Source organism: Nocardia sp. NPDC004722 (genome assembly GCF_053601505.1).
The window spans coordinates 1-17,083 of sequence record NZ_JBSGBY010000009.1 but is presented as its reverse complement, the minus strand read 5'-3'; the positions used below and the strand labels follow the sequence as shown (position 1 = coordinate 17,083).

Annotated in this window: 14 protein-coding genes; 6 read left to right on the top strand and 8 right to left on the bottom strand. The window is 63.9% G+C overall.

All coding sequences use genetic code 11. The features are described 5' to 3' along the window. Window positions 1-288: 288 nt before the first annotated feature. The 3 genes from ACWELQ_RS02535 to ACWELQ_RS02525 form a co-directional block, all read right to left on the bottom strand. Window positions 289-1,323, bottom strand: a complete 1,035-nt coding sequence (locus ACWELQ_RS02535; protein WP_452395253.1) for an SIS domain-containing protein — start codon at window positions 1,321-1,323, stop codon at window positions 289-291. Between the two features lie 20 nt (window positions 1,324-1,343). Continuing rightward, window positions 1,344-2,195, bottom strand: a complete 852-nt coding sequence (locus tag ACWELQ_RS02530) for an ROK family protein (protein WP_452395272.1) — start codon at window positions 2,193-2,195, stop codon at window positions 1,344-1,346. Between the two features lie 593 nt (window positions 2,196-2,788). Beyond that, complete coding sequence (locus ACWELQ_RS02525) at window positions 2,789-3,286, bottom strand: DUF4262 domain-containing protein (protein WP_452395252.1); 498 nt, start codon at window positions 3,284-3,286, stop codon at window positions 2,789-2,791. 364 nt (window positions 3,287-3,650) lie between these two features. Here ACWELQ_RS02525 and ACWELQ_RS02520 point away from each other — a divergent pair, with 364 nt between their 5' ends. Then, the gene (locus ACWELQ_RS02520; RefSeq protein ID WP_452395251.1) at window positions 3,651-4,382 is read left to right on the top strand and encodes an NAD(P)H-binding protein; all 732 of its coding nucleotides are present in this window, start codon (window positions 3,651-3,653) and stop codon (window positions 4,380-4,382) included. A 52-nt stretch (window positions 4,383-4,434) separates the two neighbouring features. On the opposite strand, the gene ACWELQ_RS02515 is transcribed toward ACWELQ_RS02520, so the two are convergent. After that, on the bottom strand, window positions 4,435-5,625 hold the full coding sequence (locus ACWELQ_RS02515) for a hypothetical protein (protein WP_452395250.1): 1,191 nt from the start codon (window positions 5,623-5,625) through the stop codon (window positions 4,435-4,437). Window positions 5,626-5,873: 248 nt separating this feature from the next. On the opposite strand from ACWELQ_RS02515, the gene ACWELQ_RS02510 reads away from it, so the two are divergent. The 3 genes from ACWELQ_RS02510 (at window position 5,874) to ACWELQ_RS02500 (ending at window position 8,933) form a co-directional block, all read left to right on the top strand. Beyond that, on the top strand, window positions 5,874-7,001 hold the full coding sequence (locus ACWELQ_RS02510; RefSeq protein WP_452395249.1) for a DUF418 domain-containing protein: 1,128 nt from the start codon (window positions 5,874-5,876) through the stop codon (window positions 6,999-7,001). Window positions 7,002-7,330: 329 nt separating this feature from the next. Beyond that, on the top strand, window positions 7,331-8,035 hold the full coding sequence (locus ACWELQ_RS02505; RefSeq protein WP_452395248.1) for a hypothetical protein: 705 nt from the start codon (window positions 7,331-7,333) through the stop codon (window positions 8,033-8,035). Window positions 8,036-8,687: 652 nt separating this feature from the next. After that, window positions 8,688-8,933: a Clp protease N-terminal domain-containing protein gene (locus ACWELQ_RS02500; protein WP_452395247.1), complete on the top strand. Its 246-nt coding sequence runs from the start codon at window positions 8,688-8,690 to the stop codon at window positions 8,931-8,933. A gap of 23 nt (window positions 8,934-8,956) precedes the next feature. Here ACWELQ_RS02500 and ACWELQ_RS02495 read toward each other — a convergent pair whose 3' ends face one another. Continuing rightward, on the bottom strand, window positions 8,957-9,376 hold the full coding sequence (locus tag ACWELQ_RS02495) for a hypothetical protein (protein WP_452395246.1): 420 nt from the start codon (window positions 9,374-9,376) through the stop codon (window positions 8,957-8,959). 517 nt (window positions 9,377-9,893) lie between these two features. Here ACWELQ_RS02495 and ACWELQ_RS02490 point away from each other — a divergent pair. Continuing rightward, the gene (locus tag ACWELQ_RS02490; protein ID WP_452395245.1) at window positions 9,894-10,370 is read left to right on the top strand and encodes a hypothetical protein; all 477 of its coding nucleotides are present in this window, start codon (window positions 9,894-9,896) and stop codon (window positions 10,368-10,370) included. 137 nt (window positions 10,371-10,507) lie between these two features. After that, on the top strand, window positions 10,508-11,761 hold the full coding sequence (locus ACWELQ_RS02485; protein ID WP_452395244.1) for a sensor histidine kinase: 1,254 nt from the start codon (window positions 10,508-10,510) through the stop codon (window positions 11,759-11,761). 134 nt (window positions 11,762-11,895) lie between these two features. Here ACWELQ_RS02485 and ACWELQ_RS02480 read toward each other — a convergent pair whose 3' ends face one another. The 3 genes from ACWELQ_RS02480 to ACWELQ_RS02470 form a co-directional block, all read right to left on the bottom strand. Next, a complete protein-coding gene (locus ACWELQ_RS02480) occupies window positions 11,896-13,179 on the bottom strand; it encodes a S41 family peptidase (protein WP_452395271.1) in 1,284 nt (427 codons plus the stop codon). A gap of 372 nt (window positions 13,180-13,551) precedes the next feature. Beyond that, on the bottom strand, window positions 13,552-15,180 hold the full coding sequence (locus tag ACWELQ_RS02475) for a DUF6119 family protein (RefSeq protein WP_452395243.1): 1,629 nt from the start codon (window positions 15,178-15,180) through the stop codon (window positions 13,552-13,554). Window positions 15,181-15,596: 416 nt separating this feature from the next. Beyond that, on the bottom strand, window positions 15,597-17,083 hold a 1,487-nt coding region (locus tag ACWELQ_RS02470), incomplete at its 5' end, for a serine/threonine-protein kinase (protein ID WP_452395242.1).

Sequence of the window (17,083 nt, the reverse complement as noted above, 5' to 3'; positions counted from 1 at the left end):
CGCTGAGGATGCCGGTGCCGAATCCTTCTCCGCCAGGTCGGACGGCCGCTTCGCTGTCTCATAGGCGGCCAGGTCACATAACCCTCGGCTTCTCTGGTCATGGCCAGGAGCAGCAGACTGTCGACGAGCGCCTGCGCGCTCGCGAAGCCGAAGGCTCGGGCGACCTGTCGTAAATCGTTGAGCGTCAACTGGTTTGTGTTTTCGGATGGGTAAGAGAGGGGTTCGTTGTGCATTGCTGGATCCACCTCGATCGACCGCCGGATCGAATCTCCGGTGCGGTCACCGGATTCAATGAGTCAGGGTGACCTTCTGCAGCCCGGCAGGTCGGTCGGGATCGATGCCGCGGGCCCGGGAAATGGCCAGGGCCAATTGCTGACCGCGTACGGTGGCGAGGATGGCTTCGCCCAGGTGGCCGAGGGCGGGCCAGCTGACCTCGGCGTCCGGGGCGGTGCCGATCAGGGTGGTCTCCGCGTCTCGATCGGTAAGGGTCGCTCGCAGATTCACGGTGTCCGCGTCGGCAGGACCGGAACCCGCCAACAGCACAGCGGGGGCGTTCTCGCCTGTGACCGCGATCGGGCCATGCCGGAAATCCGCTGTGGAGAAGCCGGGAGCCATGATGCCGGTGGTCTCCTGGATCTTGAGCGCGGTCTCGACCGCCGCGGCAAAACACGCGCCACGACCGACGACGGCCATTCGGTCGTAGTTGGCGAGCAAGCGGCCTTCCAGCTCGATCGCGGCGGTATCGTCGAGCAGGTTTTCGACCAGCTTCGGCAGTTCGGCGACCTGCTGTTCGGTCATCCCTCCCGGTTGCAGACCGGAGGCCAGCGCGAGCATCACCAGCATCTGCGCGGTCACAGTTTTCGTTGCGGGAACAGCCTCTTCGGCGCCGGCGCGCAAGGCGACCGACCACCAGTCCCCGGTAGCGAGCGGCGACTCCGCGTCGTTGGTCACCGCGACCACCCGTGCGCCCGCGATGGTGTACCGCTGGACGAGATCGACGATCTCCGGTGTACGCCCCGACTGCGACAATGCCACCAGCAGCCAACCGCGCAGCCCGTGCGGATCGCGCCCGTACGCCGTCGCGATGCTGGGCGCTACCAGGCAGGTGGGCAGGCCGGTGTGCAACTCGACGGCGTAGCGACCCAGTAGTGCGGCGTGGTCGGAGGAGCCGCGGGCCAGAAAGGCGATGCCCGCCGGCGGACCGTAGCTGAACATTTCGGCTACACGCGCGCCGATCGCGGAGTACCGCGCCGCGAGACCCGCGAGCACCTCCGGCTGCTGCCGCATCTCCGTTTCCATCTGCGCGCCGAGTTGAGAAATCATTGTGTCCCTCCAGGATTCGTTCAGTGAACAGCCTGCGGCGCGCCATTGGCGCGCATCGCATCGATGGCCAGTGCGACGGCGCCACGTACGGAAGCGTCATCTCCGAAGTCGGCGATGCCCAACTCCGGCGGGAATGGCGCTGCGCCACAAACCATTTCCTCGATCCGCGGCAACAGTTCGCCGAGCGCGGCCGCCATTCCGCCACCCAGCACGATCTTGGCCGGGTCGACGAAGGCGGCGAGATTGCCCAAGGTGATCGCAAGGATTCGCAGCGTCTCGGTGACGAGTTCACGAGCCGCGGTGTCGGTGTGCGCGAACAGCTCGCTGCCCGTCACCGGAGTGCCCAGCAACACCGAACCGCGGCGGGCCAACTCGCGCCCGCCGAGCAATTCCTCCAGCGGGGCGTGACCGTTCGCTACGGCATTGACGGGTGCGTCCCCGGGGTTCAGATAGCCGATCTCCCCGGCGGCGTGATTCGCACCCGCCACGACCCTGCCACCGACAATGAGCGCCGCCGACAGACCAGTGCCGAAATTGACGTATATCCCGTTCTCGATCCCCGCGAGGGCACCGAACCTGAGTTCGGCCATGGCCGCGGCCCTGACATCATTGGCCACCGCGACCACCGGTGTCTCGATTTCGCACGATAGTCGTTCGGTTAGCGAAAGCCCCTCCCAGCCGGGAAGATTCGGCGTCAACTCGATCCGGTCGTGCCGGATGATGCCGGGGCAGACCGCGGCCAGACCCGCGACCAACCGACCTCGACCGACCTCGCCGTCGACCAATCGCCGGACGGTTTCCCCGGCACGTCGCAGAATCTGATCCGGCCCCTCATCGGCCCGCGTATCGAGGCGGACCCGTTCGAGCAGCACCCCGTCGGCTCCGGCGAGCGCAATACCGGTCTTGGTTCCACCGAAATCGATCCCGATGACAGCGAAGTCACCGACGTCGGCTGACTGCGAGTCCACGTTCGGCGACGCACCGCCTGATGCGATCGAGATCGACGTCGAAGACCTGTTCACGAATCCCCCTGGGACCGAGTGGATTACACGCCTATCCGACGTGACCGGACAAGAACGGCCCCGGCGCAAGTAGATCACAGAGCCTTGCTTCGTAAAGTTAAATTCCTTTACTCAATCCGTCAAGGCCGCCGACCGCCTGAATGCGGGCAGCCGACTCGCCAGACTTGGACAGCCACCAGTCCAGACTTCGGCACCGTGCGATTCAGCGCGGCGTAGCGCAGAACCGCCGAATGTCGGATCACGAACAACTTGTGGCCATATTTCATCCCCCGATCGGGAGTTGACTCCTGCGGACGTCGACTCTCGAGGCTGGTCCCGATTCGATTGCGCCGCATCATGATCGGGTGTGGCACTATGCCAAAGCTGAATTCAAGATCGCCTACTACTCGTGTGGTGCCCGATCGGCGGTATCGGCCAACGCATCCCACTCGCCACGGGTGACATCACAGAATTCGATCCGCCCCGGTGCCGAGAGCCGGTGGTGAGCCGAGAAGGGCCAGACCCGAGTTCTCGCTACCGGACATCCACGGCGATCGCCAGAGACGGTCGGCCACTACCACTTGCAACGCACCGATCTCGGGTCCGATCCCGATCGGCAACCGATGGTCGCGTACCCGATAAGCGACATCGAGGTGGTCCTCCGGGTGGTCAACCGAGATCAACGTCGCCATCCTGTCGAATCCGTTTCGGATCGGTCGATGAACACGGTCACCGACCGAGAAACTGACCCCTGCCCGGAGGACGGCGAAACTTAGGTCATACAGCAGCCCGTCAGCCACTATCCGATGCAACCCAAGGACAATGAACTCTGGGTGCCCAACACAAAACAAACCGACAGTGTATGCATACAACGGTTCATCGATACCCACCACATGGTGAACGTATACCCCGTATTCCTCGATAATCGACGAGATTACGTCAATGCCTATGTCCTGCTTCACTTAAGTGAGTGTAGCCACACAGTAAGTCACGGTCTTTGACATAGGAGCACCTTACGAAGCATCCGAAAGACCGGAATACATACTCTGGATAGCAAATCAACACGCCAAGTGGCTAGAAAAACCAGCCGAAGGTCCAAGTTTTATGGGCTCCTCGGTCATCCGCCAACCGAAGTCGGATCACGTATTCGAATGCCGCCGCCTTGTCGGGCATGTCGATTTCGCCGACGAATTGGTGGCTTGCGCCGTACTACCTGCTGGAATAGGCGAATTTGGAGCAGATGCGTGGTATTGGATTCATCCATGGAGACGAAGGGACAGCCGAAATCTGGTTGTTCCGTGGCTTCGGGTCGGGTTGACTGCGTGCATGATTGTCATTACCGCGGCTTCGGGGGCGTTGGGGCGGCTTGTGGTCGAGCGGCTGCCGGGCGAGTTGGTACGGGCCGCGGTGCGGAATCCGCGCCGACGCGGGCAGGTGCGGGCCGACTACGATGATCCCGACAGCATGCGCGAGGCCTTCGCGGGAGCCGAACGGCTGCTGTTGATTTCGTCTCCGGAGTTGGATCCAGCGCGCCGTCTGCACCACCACCTGGGCGCTCTGCGAGCGGCCCGGCAGGCGGGCGTGCGGTGGGTGGTGTACACCAGCTTCCTGGGCGCCGACACCGATCCGACCGGGCTGACCGAGGCTCACCATGCCACCGAGCAAGCCATTTTCGACAGCGGGCTGGCGTACACCATCCTTCGAAACCCGCTCTACAGCGAGCCATTTCTGCCTTCACCGACCGCGTCGGAGGTAATGAGCGGAACCGGTGGTAGGGGGTTGAACACCGCTTTCCGCGCTGATCTGGCGCGGGCCGCGGCCACGGTGCTCGTCGAGGACGGTCATCTGGGACGCGCCTATGATCTGACCGGACCGCTGTGGACCTTTCCTCAACTTGCGGCCGCGCGCGGGCTGCCCTACCGGGAACAGGCGCCCTCCGGCCCGATGGGCTGGTTGCACAGCCTGGCGCGCTCGGGTCGGTTCGAACGGCAAACCGGGGATCTGGAACGTCTGCTCGGTCGGCGGCCGGCACCGGTCGTTCCGCACACCGAGGAGTGAAAAGCCCACCCGCGGAACAGCTGTACCCGATCACCCGCGACTTCCGCGACCGTCAGGAGGTCGGCAGGTCGGGGTCGCGGAGGGGCTGGATCAGCCGGAATCCGGACTCATCTCGGTGCATGTCGCGGCGCTGGAATTGTCCTTCGATGGCGTGGCCGCCGAGAGTGCCGGACAGGATCAGGGTCTCGTCGCTCCAGTGATACAGAACCTCGGTGGGCGGGTCGGAAAGGCGTTGGCGGAGGAGCAGTTTGCCGTCCTGCGTCCGCAGCTCCCACACGGTGGTCGCGCCGCCTGGTGTCTGGGTGACGAAGCTCTGGTAGTCGGTGCGGTCGGTGATGGCGACGTTGGTCCAGGGCTCCGGGTCGCGCCCGGAAATCGTCGCGGGCGTCCCGTCGACAGTGAAAGAGACCGCCCGCCACACACCGTCGAGGTCCGATCGGGGCGTATGGATATCGACGATGGCGACGCTGAAGAGGACCGCGAGAAACGCCGTATTCGCCACTACCGCAACGAATCCGAGAATGGTCGCGCCGCTTCGAATCCGCTCAGATCCCGGTGTCGGCCACATCGGCCGTGCCGGCAGCGGCGAGGTGTTCGTGACGACCCTGATCACGTTCGGGAGGTAGGGGGCAGCGAGGGCGATCGCAGTTGCCAGCAGTGTTCCCGATACGAGTTTGACCGGTACGTCGTAGCAGAGGTTGAGCAGAAACACCTGTGCCATGGCGACAGTGGCGAGCAGGCTGCCCGCGGGAACTGTTCGCTTCCACAGCAGTAGCGCGCCGGCGGCCACCTCCGCGCATCCGGTGGCGATCGAATACGGATCGGACGCGCCCATGAACGTCCACAACGTGTCCTTCAGCCCCAGATCACCGGCCAGGGAAAGCTGATGCGCGGGCTGGGTCATGTACCCCATCTGGACCGGGATCACCTTCGCCAGACCGTACGCCAACAGCTCGACCGCGAGACCGACCCGTGCCACTTCGTACAACGCCCGCAGCGCACGCCGATAATGCGCGCGGCGACGATCGAGCGCGGTCCACACTGCGGCCGCGGCCAACCCGACGACCACGCATCCGGCCATGGCGCACCACTCCCCCAGGGTGTCACCGCTGTTCGCCGGATCCATACCGACACCGCGGCCGCGCAGCACCAGGCTGCCGATCTGCGCGATGCCCGTCTTCAGCGGTGTGATCAGTGGATTGAGCAGAACGAAGTTGCCATAAACGAAGACCGCCAGCACCAATCCGCCGACCGTCGACAGGCACCTGCTCGCGAACCGTTGTAGTGGTGTCCAACCGCCCTCATCAGCAACGCTGCCATGAACGGTGGGATCGGATTCTCGACTCGATGACGGCACAGTGGAAAATTCTCCCCACGACGGTGCTGCCGGACATCGCCCGAAAAGATCTCAGGGAATCAGGGTATGCCCCGAGTGCCGTGTAGGTCTCTCGGAGGATCCGCCACGCGGGGACGCGTTTCTACCGTTGATCCATGGTGGACGAGCAGGCACCGGTGCCGCGGCTGGTGGAGTTGGATGTATTGCGCGGATTCGCGCTCGGCGGAATCCTGATGGTGAACATCGTCGTCATGTCGGGACCGTGGGCATTCCCGGACGGCGTGCTGTTAGCGGTGCTGGCGGCGTTGTTCCACAACAAGTTCTACGTCTTGTTCTCGTTCCTGTTCGGCTATTCCCTGACCATGCAGTTCCGCGCGGCCGATCGCGCACAGGCCAGCAGGCGCGCGCGAACCGTACGGCGCTGCCTGGCACTCATGGCGATCGGCCTGGCACACGCGGTATTCCTGTTCACCGGCGACGTCCTGTTCGGATACGGCGCGATCGGCCTGATCCTGTTGCTGCTCAGCGGATTACGGCCGCGTACGGCAGTGTGGACGGCAGCCGGACTGCTCGGGTTCGCCGCCATCGCCATGACCGCGATGAACCTGCTCGCCGATTCCGGCAGCGGTCCGGCAGGTCCCGACGACCACGCACGAGATTTGCATGCCATGCGGGCAGGCTGGGGTGAGGCCGCGGCGTGGCGCTGGGAGCAGTTCAGCGGAAACCTGCCGCAATACCTCGTGTTCGGCACGGTCGCGGTGCTGCCGTTGTTCCTACTGGGCCTGGCCGCGGGCAAGAGCCGGCTGTTGGAGGATCCGGCGCGGTATCGCGGGTGGCTGCCGCGGGTGCAGTGGATCGGATTCGGTGTGGGCGCACCGGTTTCGATCCTGGGCGCACTGTTCCACTGGCCCCTGCTGGCCGGTCCGAGCCTGCTCACCGCTCCCCTGTTGTCCGCCGCCTACGCCGCCACACTCTTGCGAGTAGTGCACGCCCGCCCCCGGGTGGCGGAGATCTTCGCACCGGCCGGAAAGATCGCCGCCACCACCTACATCACCCAGTCGGTGATCACCGCATTGCTCTTCACCGGCTACGGATTCGCGCTCGCCGGACGCCTGAACGGCTGGACGATCGTGGCCATCGCGCTCACGATCTACACCATCCAGCTCTACCTCGCCCGAATCTATGTGCGCCGCTACCGCTACGGCCCCATCGAATGGCTACTACGCACGGCCACCTACGGCCCCCGGCCACACCTACGCTCCCCTACCACCATCGGCACATAGCCCTCGCCGACGAAATGAGCAAGCCAGAAATCCAGACGCTCAATCGGGGTGCCAGATTCCGCCACCTGGTTAATCTTTACAGCCGATCGTCGTTTCATGACGGAATTCCTATGCTAAGCGGATCGCCGAAACCAGAATCGATGACGCGGATATGGGCGCACGGTGATCGTGCGCTCACCGGCGAATCACCGGCGACCGTTTCGGGCTAGCACCCGTTCCAGGCTGATCAGGATTGCCGTAGCCGCACCGTGGTTCCACCGACCCCGGTGGAATCACCTCGAGCGACAAACGCGCTTGCGCGGCCACGTGGTGTGGGCAACCTACGACGGATGGGACATCGAATGGAATTCCGCAACACCGGCGCGGCTGCCGTACTGGTTGCCGGCGCACTGACCGCCGGTCTGGGGACCGCGCATGCCGCCCCGGCCGATGCGGGAATCACCTACTCGCTCAAGGTGATCGACAAGACCGTCGTCGCTTCGCTGCGCGGAGCGAAGTTCGCGCTGAGCGAGCAGGACGGTGCGACACCTGACGCACCCAAGACCCCGGTGGCCACCATCAAGGACGACAGCGGCGCCACGATCGTGTCGATCTCGCTCGACTACCGGATCGGGGATTCGCAGATTCCGGTCAAGGCCATCGCAAAGAATGAGGACACCGTCCTCGAGATCACGCCGACCAAGCCGGACGGAGTGCAGATCCCCAACCAGTCCGTGGTGCTCAAACCCATTGCCTCCCCGACCGAGGAGCAGAAGGCATTGAGCGAGTTCAGCAGCAGGCTGTCGATCGCGGGTCAGGTCGGCGTATTGATAGGCGGCATAATCGGTTTCGTCGCCGGCTGCCTCGCCAGCATCGCGATCGGCTGCATCCCCGGCGGCATCGCCGGAGTCCCCGCGGGCGGCATCATCGGCGGCCTGGCAGTAGGCGGTACGGCCCTGATCGCCGCGGGCATCGACCTGCTGAACACCTTCCAAGCCGCGCCGGGCACCTCCAAGTGGGCCACCCCCCAGCCACAACCCGCCCCGCAGAAGTAATCCCATGCTGAACAGCAAACGCACTGCCCGAGTCTGCGGTTTTCATCCATGCGGCGGTCGAGACCAGCCGTCTGGGTGGGGCTTCGAACAGACCGATGCCGCTAACCTCTTGTCGTGGCCCACCGCGTGACGCACCACCGGGCGGATCACACAGTGAATCCGCCGGGCCCAGCAGCACTGCACCGGGTCCGGTCAACACCTGGGAGCGATCCTCGGAACACCTCCCGCTCCGAGGATCGAGTACCCACTCCCAGGGACCGGGGTCTGGGACCGGCGGTTCACGCTCTCGACCCTCTGACCCATCGACGGAGACAGCGCGCCATCGAGGCGGACAGCCCAAATACAGTCGGATGTGCCGATATTCACTGTGCGATCCCGAGCGATGGTCGCCTGGATACCCAGCAGCAAGGTGATTTCGCTACACGACGGCGGACAGCGCTGCCCGATGGAATACCAAACAGTAAGTGGCGCGATTGTTTTGAGCGAAACCTGAGACTGACTGACAATTTGTGCAAACATTTGGACAACTCAGCCCAGGTGGCCGTTCGGCCGGTACCGTGGAGTACACAAACCGCCCGTATCCTTGCCTGCTGCAGCGCTATTCGCATCCGGCGATACGGTCGATCGAAGCAGTCGGAGAGGCGTTGCCCCATTGACCACCAAATCTGTCAGCTACCACTGCGCACCGGATCTAGCACGATTGCTGGAACTGGCCGAGGAAATGGCCGAAACATGCAGGTCCGAGCGGATCGGCGTCGAGCATGTATTTTTGGCGATTCTGCGATCCCCGGACACCATCCCCGTCGAGGAACTCAGAGCGATGGGCTTGGAAGCGGATATCGTCCTGATGAGACTGGCGCAGTTCACACAGTTGCCGTATATCGACAACCCGACCTGAAAGATCCCCCATGCCGGACCTCTTCAACGTCGACGGTAGCGCCGGTAGATCCACTCGGAGATGCCAACTACGATCACGCTGACCAACACGCTGATGAGATAGATCCACCAGCCGGGCGCTTCTTCCGCAGGCGCCAGCTCGACAACTTCGTTCCGGGCGGAGATGTCCTCCGCGGCAAGGGTTCCGGCCATCGCAGGATTTTTCACACGTCCACCATCGGTGCTCTGTGGGTCGAAGGTGACGCGATCAATGCTCCCCAGATCGGTGCCGGTCCAGCCGACGGTCACCCCGGGAATGCAGACGCGCAGATAGCTGTCGGAGCATGTCCCGCCGAACCAGCCGACGCACAACAGCGCGACCGAGGATACGGTCACAATGACGGCGGCGCACAGATCGATCAGGAAGCTGTGTCGAGCCGGGCCAAGAATCCTGCGTATGCACACTTTCGCGAAGAATCCCTTCCTCGACGAGACAACGAATCGCTGATGAGCTGGAGCGCCAGCCATCCGTCGGGGCCTCGCGCCGACTGCGCGAGGCCGATGCCGCGCGCCTGGAATCACTCATCTTCGGCCAGGCCACAAGGATCCACAGCAGGCCGCCGGCGTTGTAGTGTCCCACTGCGATCGCTGACCCTACACTCGGTGCGGTGTGGCACGTAACCGCCGAATCTCGGGTTACGAGGGACTGGTGGCTACTCAAATCACCCGATCGGGAGCCGATTCCACCTTCCAATAGCCGCAGGTCTGGACATTGACCGCTAACCGGCCAGATTCTGCGTCAACATCTCCTGTACATCACACTCCGAACCCCGGCCAGATCACCGCTACCCCACCTTGACCGGACCGGCGACGGGAGGGACCGGATTCGATTCCTCGGGCGGGTATCGCGCGGGACCGACTCTCCGGCTTTCGGCGGCGGAACCTCACGAAAACCTAATGGGCCCTGATTCAAGATCAGGCCATGAGTCGAGGGCCACGCTACTTCTTCACCATCGTGGCCGTGCTGAGCGCTCTTGGCACCCTGCTCGCCCTCCGAGCGGCCACGGCTTCCGGTGAGCCCGAGGCCGTGATAAAGGGACGCGGCACCGTCACTGCGCACGTCACCGGGGAGAAGCCCGGTAACCAATGCCAGATTGCCGGCAAGAAGGTCGCCGGGCCTTGGGGCACAGCGGATTCCGGCGGCACCGTGATCCTCACTCTTGAACCTGGCGGCACCCCTGTCAATCAGTTGCGGGTGATCTGTCAGGACCCATCGCGCGGCGACGTGAGTGTGCACACCGTCCGGTCTCACTGGATCACCTACGACGGAATCCTGTCCCCCATCCGACGGGCCGCCGGTAGCAAGTGGTTCAAGCAGGCGGACTCCGGGCGGCTGGGTGCTGTAGGAGTGTGCACGGCCTCGGCCGCCCGATCAGCGGCCTACCCGGAGCTCTCCTGAGCGAGCCGGCCTTGCCGAGCCGCCTTGCGGCAGTACCGATGGCATGACGTGAAGCCGGGCAATGCTGTAATTGCACAGATGCGGGTACTCGTATGCGCGGAGGAGCACAATTTCGACGCCGACTCCACCGTCGCGCCATGAACACCGGGCAAGGTTCGCTGGCGACCACGCATGGACGGCTGCGGCGGACGCGGCTGCTGCTCACCGCGCTCTTCACCGCGCTCACCGCCATCAGCCTGATCGTATTGGGAGCCGTCGCCGCTACCATCGACGACCACTCGAGGCAACAGACGCTGGACGGCAGCGTGGATCGAGTGGTCACCGGATTGGTGCGTGCAATCCGGTGGGATGATGACGGCGACATCGATCTGGACGCCTTCCACTACGACGACCTCGCACAAGGTGAAATCGCCGTCGCGGTGGTGGCGAGAGATCCGGACGGGGAGTTGCACGAGGTGTTCATCCATCAGCGCTCGGCACTGCCCGCCGATCTCCTCGAAGATGCGCAGGCGGTCGCGGAGGACGGGGATGCCGTGGTCGAAACGCTCACCACTCGATCCGGGCACCGAACCAGGGTGGCGGCCGTGCCCGTCCTCAACGCCGAGGAAAACGCCATCGGCGCGGTGATTTTCGCCGCCACCGACCCGACACCGTCCGAACGCGATCACCAGCGCCTCGTACTCGCTCTCGAGCTCGGCGGACTCGTGCTGATCGCGCTCGCGGCCTTGGCCGGACATCTCCTGTCAGGGTTGAGTATGCGGCCCGCAATGCGCGTGCTCGACGAACAGGAACGCTTCTTGTCCGAGGCCGCACACGAACTGCGGACTCCCCTGGCAACCCTGCGGCTGTATCTCGATGCCGCACTGCGCGATCCGGACGACGCCCGCCGCGCCGTCACCGATGCGCGTTCGCTCACCGATCGGATGGGCCGACTCGTCACCGGTCTACTCACCCGCACCCGCACCGAGACCGGGCTCGGCGAACTCGACCTGCAACAACTGCATCTGGACCAGTTGGTGGAGGGCGTGGTATCCGAATGCGGGATCACCGAGATCGAGGTGCACACCGAACCCACTGTGGTGCGGGCAGATCCGGACATGCTGGCCCTGGCGGTCCGCAACCTCATCGACAACGCGCTCTTACACGGCGGAACCCCGATCGAGGTGACCGTAGCCGCGGGTGCGGTATCCGTCCGGGATCACGGCCCGGGTCTGGACGCGTCGCTCACCGATCCATTCGAGCGCGGCGCGATCGGCTCGAGTGGCCGGCACGGAATCGGTTTGTCCATTGTGCGCTGGGTCGCGCAGGCGCATTCCGGCTCCGTGACCATCGGTTCCGCAGCCGGGGGCGGGGCAATCGCCACCCTGACACTTCCAGAGGTGCGGGAATGACCGGCTTTCCCAAACCCCACCCGCGACGATCCAGACGAGCCTTCGGGATGTGTTGGGGCGCTGCGTAGATGGCATAGAAGCGCGTGTGCCATGAAGAACGGAGTCCGCATACCGATGAGCCAACACATTGTCGCCTAATGCAATTCGGCGATGGCGCGTTCGAAGGCCGAGTCGTGTCCGGCGGTGAGTTCGTCGCCGAATACCGGAGTTCGGATGTCGGGCGGGACACCGGCGCCGTCATATGTCGTGCCCGCCGGGGTGAGGAATTCCTCGTTCGGCAGTGCGAAGATCCAGCCGTTCGGCAGGTGCCGTACCAACAGGTCCGAGAAGACGCCCTGCGTGTTCTCGCCGATCCGCACCGGCGCGGGCGTCCGCTGCATCATGGCCTGGGTGAACGTCTCCCCGGCACTTACCTGCGAGCCGCTGGTGAGCAGCATGATCGGTCCGGTGAAGCGCGTTCCCGCAGCCGGAGTGACGGTGAAGCGTTGCGTGGTAGTGAATTTCGCCGGATCGTCGGCATCGTTGCGGGTCCGTTTGGCATAGGCGACGAATGGTTCGGCGGTGAGCCGGGACGCCAATCGGAGCCCCAACCCATCTTCGCCACCGCGGTTCACCCTCAGATCCAGGATCAGGCCGCGGAGCGCATCGGGTCCGGACGTCCTCGACGGGGTGAGGATATCGTCGAGCGCACGATCGAGCTCGGCTGCCATACCGGCGGAGTCCCGGGCGTCGGTGTACCCGGTGAAGGCGGCTACCCGCAGATAGCCGAGGCGATCGGGCAGATCGGCGTAACCGATGACCCCATTGGCGTACGGGGTCAGCTTCCGCCCGCCGAGGTCATGCTGTTCGATGAAATCCTGAATCGTCGCGTTGTACTGCGCAGTCGGCATCACTGCTCCCGGGCGAAATCCCGAATAATGCGGCCCATCCGGAACGATGATCGCGGTGTGTGCGTCGTGCAGTGGTTCGATCATCTGCCCAAGCAGTTGGAAGAAGTCGCCATCGGTCAGGTCCTGGCGTACCCGCGCGCGGAAATCATCCCGAAGGTGCGTCCAGTCGTACCCCTTGGCGACGAAGAACGGGTAGTTGTCATGGTAGGTCTGCCAGAACACATCGAAGTTCGCCAACCGATCGTTCGATGCGGCGGCCGTGCAATCCTTCGGCAGCGCGGCGACTCTGGTAAGTCCGCGGTCGCCGACAGCGCCCTCGGGCTGCAGCCGAGCCGAGTCACTCCGCCGCGGTGAGAACAGCACCGCGGCAAGGCCGGGTCTATCACTCGTGGGCGCGAATCTCGTGTCGCCGTTCGCCTCCGACTGCGTCTCGACAAGATCGCCACCGTTCCGGCAACTGATCTTGGTTGTCTCATAGACGACCATGTGGTCGCCGGTGATGCTCAGCGTCGTCCCATAGCCATCCATCTGCCACACGCCGTCACGCGACCATTGCTCGGGTCGGCTGGTGCAGGCACTGCTCAGTCCACAAACAGTCGCCAACGCGATGCTCACCACGAGCCGGGTACTCGCCGATCCACGCATACTCTGTTCCCCAGTGTCCGCAGTTCTTTCGGATCAGCTGACCGTATTCCGACCCGAACATCGGAGCATCCAGGAAATCCCGGAAATCGAACGAACGCGGGTCACCCGTCAGGAGGATCGTCAAATACTCCTTTGGAGCGACACCGGGCCAGCTGCAATTCGTCTCGCGAGTGATACGTGAGGGGTTCCCACCCGTCACCGTGATGCCGGGCGAGCCGCAGTCCGATCCTCAGTCTCTCGTTGACGCTATTCGATTCACACTTCAGGAATCGTGGCAATGCGAACGTCGAGGCCGAGGGACCTCAGTTGATCGTACTGCCGGACAAGGTTGACCTTGGAAAACGTGAAAAGCGTTTGGGTGGTGAATGGTTGACGATGACCAAGAGCGACCACGACCTCGCGAATAGGCCCTCCACGGATGGCGCCGCCGGAGAGCGATTCGATCCGTTGGCGCCAGGCGTCGCGCGCCCACTCGTCACGAGCCAGCGCTTCCGCGGAGACCAGCGCCTGCGCCAGAAGGTGACTCACCCGGTCCGACTTGTACGCCCGCTTGACGTGGATCAGCGTGCCAGGCGGACGGAAGATGTCGCAAGGCTCTATTCCTCCGCGGGCGTGAAGGGGTGTGCTGATCAGCTTGCGATCGAGGAGCAACCCCCCGACCGATGTTGCGGCACGGCTGTTGTAGCCGTCCTCTTTTTCGCTCCTGGGCCACGGCGGAAGAGTGAAAGACGGTCGCTGCGCGAGGATATCGTCCACCCGCTGGTCGATGCGTTCACGATAGTGATCGTCCATGAGGAACCACTGTCCATCGTGCAAGCAGTACCGGTGCTGGTTGTCCAGCACCTCGAATGCGAGCCATCGTCGGAGTGCCACCGGTGGCGACAAGGCGGACTCCGGCGACCGATCCGGATCGCTGAAGAGCTGCAGGGTGATAGTCCCGAGCCGATTGAGAATCTCATGCGGTGACTTGCCCTCGAACCAGGCCAGCACTGCTCCGATGTCAGGTAGGTCATCATCGGTACGCGCGCGGTGGTCGCCGAAACCGGTGGCCTTGTAGCAAGCGACGTGGCCGGTCAGGTCGAGACGTTCGTGCGGCAGACTGATCCCGATCGGTTCGTCTGTTGCCCCGCTGAGTCGTTGAGCGAGTTGCTTCTCGAAGCCTTCGACGGCGGGATTTCCCGGCTTCAGTGCGGCCAGCTGCTCGATACTCTCCAGGCCGTTCTGCACAGGCTGAGTGAGTAGTCGCGTGAGAGCGCGTAGGTCCTCGATGAGCTCTGCCGGTCGCTTCGCCAGCGGCAGGCTCAGCGAGTCAGCGGCTCTGAGCGGGACGACCTTGTCGCCGATGCGGAGCTCGGGGATGCGCGCTTTCGCCTCGATCCTGCTGATCACCTCGCCGTACCCGTCGACGCCCAGGTCGAGCACATTGCTTCCATTAGGCAGCGTGCTCCGATCTACGCGCGCACGATGGTCGAGCACCGTTTTGGTTATCGAACGTATCTCACTGGCCAGGGCAGAACGCGCAACGATCCGAGTCCCGAACCGGAAGTCGATTCGCTCATTGTCGAGCATATGAAAGCCCACACCCCAAGTCAGCGCCCAAAGGTTATCGGGCGACTCGGAGATCAGCAGCACGGCGCCCGGGGAGTGACTTCGAAACGGTAGCTCAATTCCGGTAAGGGCGGCGATGTCGGCGGTCCATTTGCTCGCCGTGTCGAAGGCCCCGTATGCCAGAAGCGCATCGAGGTTCTCGACGGATGCTTCTCGAATGTCGAACGATTCCGACGGCGCCCGGAACTGCTCCTGGAGCCCCTTGATCAAGGTGGTCCCTTCCGCGAAGCGATAGAGCGTCACACGCTTACACGGGGAGACGCGGCTGGTGGTCATCCCGCACTGCCTTTCCTCGGATGACGCGCGTGGCATCACCCCGGTTGAAAGGTATCTCTGCTGGTAGAAGCCAAGTCCCGACCGATTCAAAATCATCTAGCGAACACCCAGGAAACCATGGTCCATTCGTGTCCGTCACTGACATTGCGTGCCATCACACCGGCCCGAGCAGAACGAGCCACGCCGTCGTCGCCCCCCCGTGAAATTTGCTCGCGGCACCAATCGAGCCCCGAACCAAGATGGTCCGGGGCTCGATCGAGGGTAATCGCCCATGATGATCGCTCAGCATGTTTGACGACGCCGGACAGTACACGTTGGGCACCAGGGTCGCGCCGATCGTCTACCGCGACACGCACACCGTCTGGACACTATTCCGAGGAGCCAATGCGGCAGCGCCGACGAGACGTCTCCAGATGCTATTCGTCGTTGGGGTCGATCCTCCTGCGGATTGTCGGCTCGGCGGACTCCGGCGTGGAGTCGCTGTCGCTGACCGACGGGTCCGAATCGGACCGGGAGCTCTCTGTTGGCACGATCGGCGTTGCGGGATTCAGGGAATCCGAGTCATCATCGGGCTCGGGCATCAGAAACGCGAAGCCGCCTATCAGAAGTGCGAGGGCAGCGGCGATGAGACAGATTCGTCGGATCGGGTGCGACCGCGGCTGGGCATCAGGGGTTGGCGCGACGGGGATCTGATCGGGTGAGCCGACCATCGGCGGCACGCTGTGGACGCGGTACGGAAACCGGGAAATCGACGGCATATCCGGGGAGTCGGGCCGTTCGAGAAGTTTGGTGCGGTCGAGGTCCGCAGTCGCGCGCACTGTTCTCGCGGTTCGGGAGGAGGGCGGGCGAAGGACCCGTGTCTGCGGTTCCAGGATCTCGGTCATCATTGTCGTCTCGACTTCGAGCGCGCGTTTCGCGGCCGACGCAAGATCACCCGCGCTGGCATAGCGGTCGGCCGGGTCCTTCGCCAGACCACGCGCGATCACGTCGTCGAACCCGGCGGGCACGCTGGGCCGAATCGTGCTCGGCCGTGGCGGTTTAGCATTGAGATGCCCGCTAACCTGCCGCTCCAGCGTCTGTCCAGGATAGGGCGACGACCCGGCCAAACATTCGTGCAGCACGCACGCCAACGCGTAGATATCGGACTGAGCCGATGCGTGTCCGGTGCTGAACCGTTCGGGTGCCATGTAGCTGAAGGTGCCGATCGCGCTCCCTGCGCGGGTGATCCCGAGTTCGCCTGCCGAGCAAGCGATTCCGAAGTCGATCAGGTATACGAAATCCCGGGCGCCGACCAGGATATTGGAAGGTTTGACATCCCGGTGCACCAGGCCACCCGCATGCGCGGCATCGAGCGCGGCCGCCACCTGGTCGATGATCGATACCGCCGCGGCAGGCTCCATCGGCCCACGCTCACGGAGCAGAGTGTGCACATCGACACCCTCGATCAGGCGCATGTCCAGATACAGCCGACCCTCGATCTCGCCGTAATCATGGATCGGAACCACATGAGGTTCCCGAAGGCCTGCCGCGGCATGGGCTTCGCGACGGAACCGCTCCCGGAACTCCGGGTTGGCGGCAATATGCTCGTGGAGTACCTTGAGCGCCACGACCCGGTCGGTGTGGGTATCGAAGGCACGGTAGACCTTCCCCATGCCACCCGAACCGATGACCCCTTGTAAGCGATAACGCCCGAACGCGATGTCGTCCACGTTTTCTTCGGCCTTTCCTTCCTGGGGCGGACGCCGACGACCGACCGGGCAATTGTTCAGAGTTGCGCTCGGACCGTACTCGGCTCCGAATGAAGAAACCGTGAGGCCGGAAGCATTGACCTCAGCGGGACTTGTCAGCAGGTCTCGCCGTCCGCATCGGAACAGCGTCACGATCGATCGAATCCGCCAACCGC

Bases quoted from the DNA above. Each gene is read 5' to 3' on its own strand.
- ACWELQ_RS02485 (WP_452395244.1), top strand. From the start codon at position 10,508: ATGAACACCGGGCAAGGTTCGCTGGCGACCACGCATGGACGGCTGCGG.
- ACWELQ_RS02475 (WP_452395243.1), bottom strand. From the start codon at position 15,180: ATGACCACCAGCCGCGTCTCCCCGTGTAAGCGTGTGACGCTCTATCGC.
- ACWELQ_RS02480 (WP_452395271.1), bottom strand. From the start codon at position 13,179: ATGGATGGCTATGGGACGACGCTGAGCATCACCGGCGACCACATGGTC.
- ACWELQ_RS02535 (WP_452395253.1), bottom strand. From the start codon at position 1,323: ATGATTTCTCAACTCGGCGCGCAGATGGAAACGGAGATGCGGCAGCAG.
- ACWELQ_RS02505 (WP_452395248.1), top strand. From the start codon at position 7,331: ATGGGACATCGAATGGAATTCCGCAACACCGGCGCGGCTGCCGTACTG.
- ACWELQ_RS02520 (WP_452395251.1), top strand. From the start codon at position 3,651: ATGATTGTCATTACCGCGGCTTCGGGGGCGTTGGGGCGGCTTGTGGTC.
- ACWELQ_RS02510 (WP_452395249.1), top strand. From the start codon at position 5,874: ATGGTGGACGAGCAGGCACCGGTGCCGCGGCTGGTGGAGTTGGATGTA.
- ACWELQ_RS02490 (WP_452395245.1), top strand. From the start codon at position 9,894: ATGAGTCGAGGGCCACGCTACTTCTTCACCATCGTGGCCGTGCTGAGC.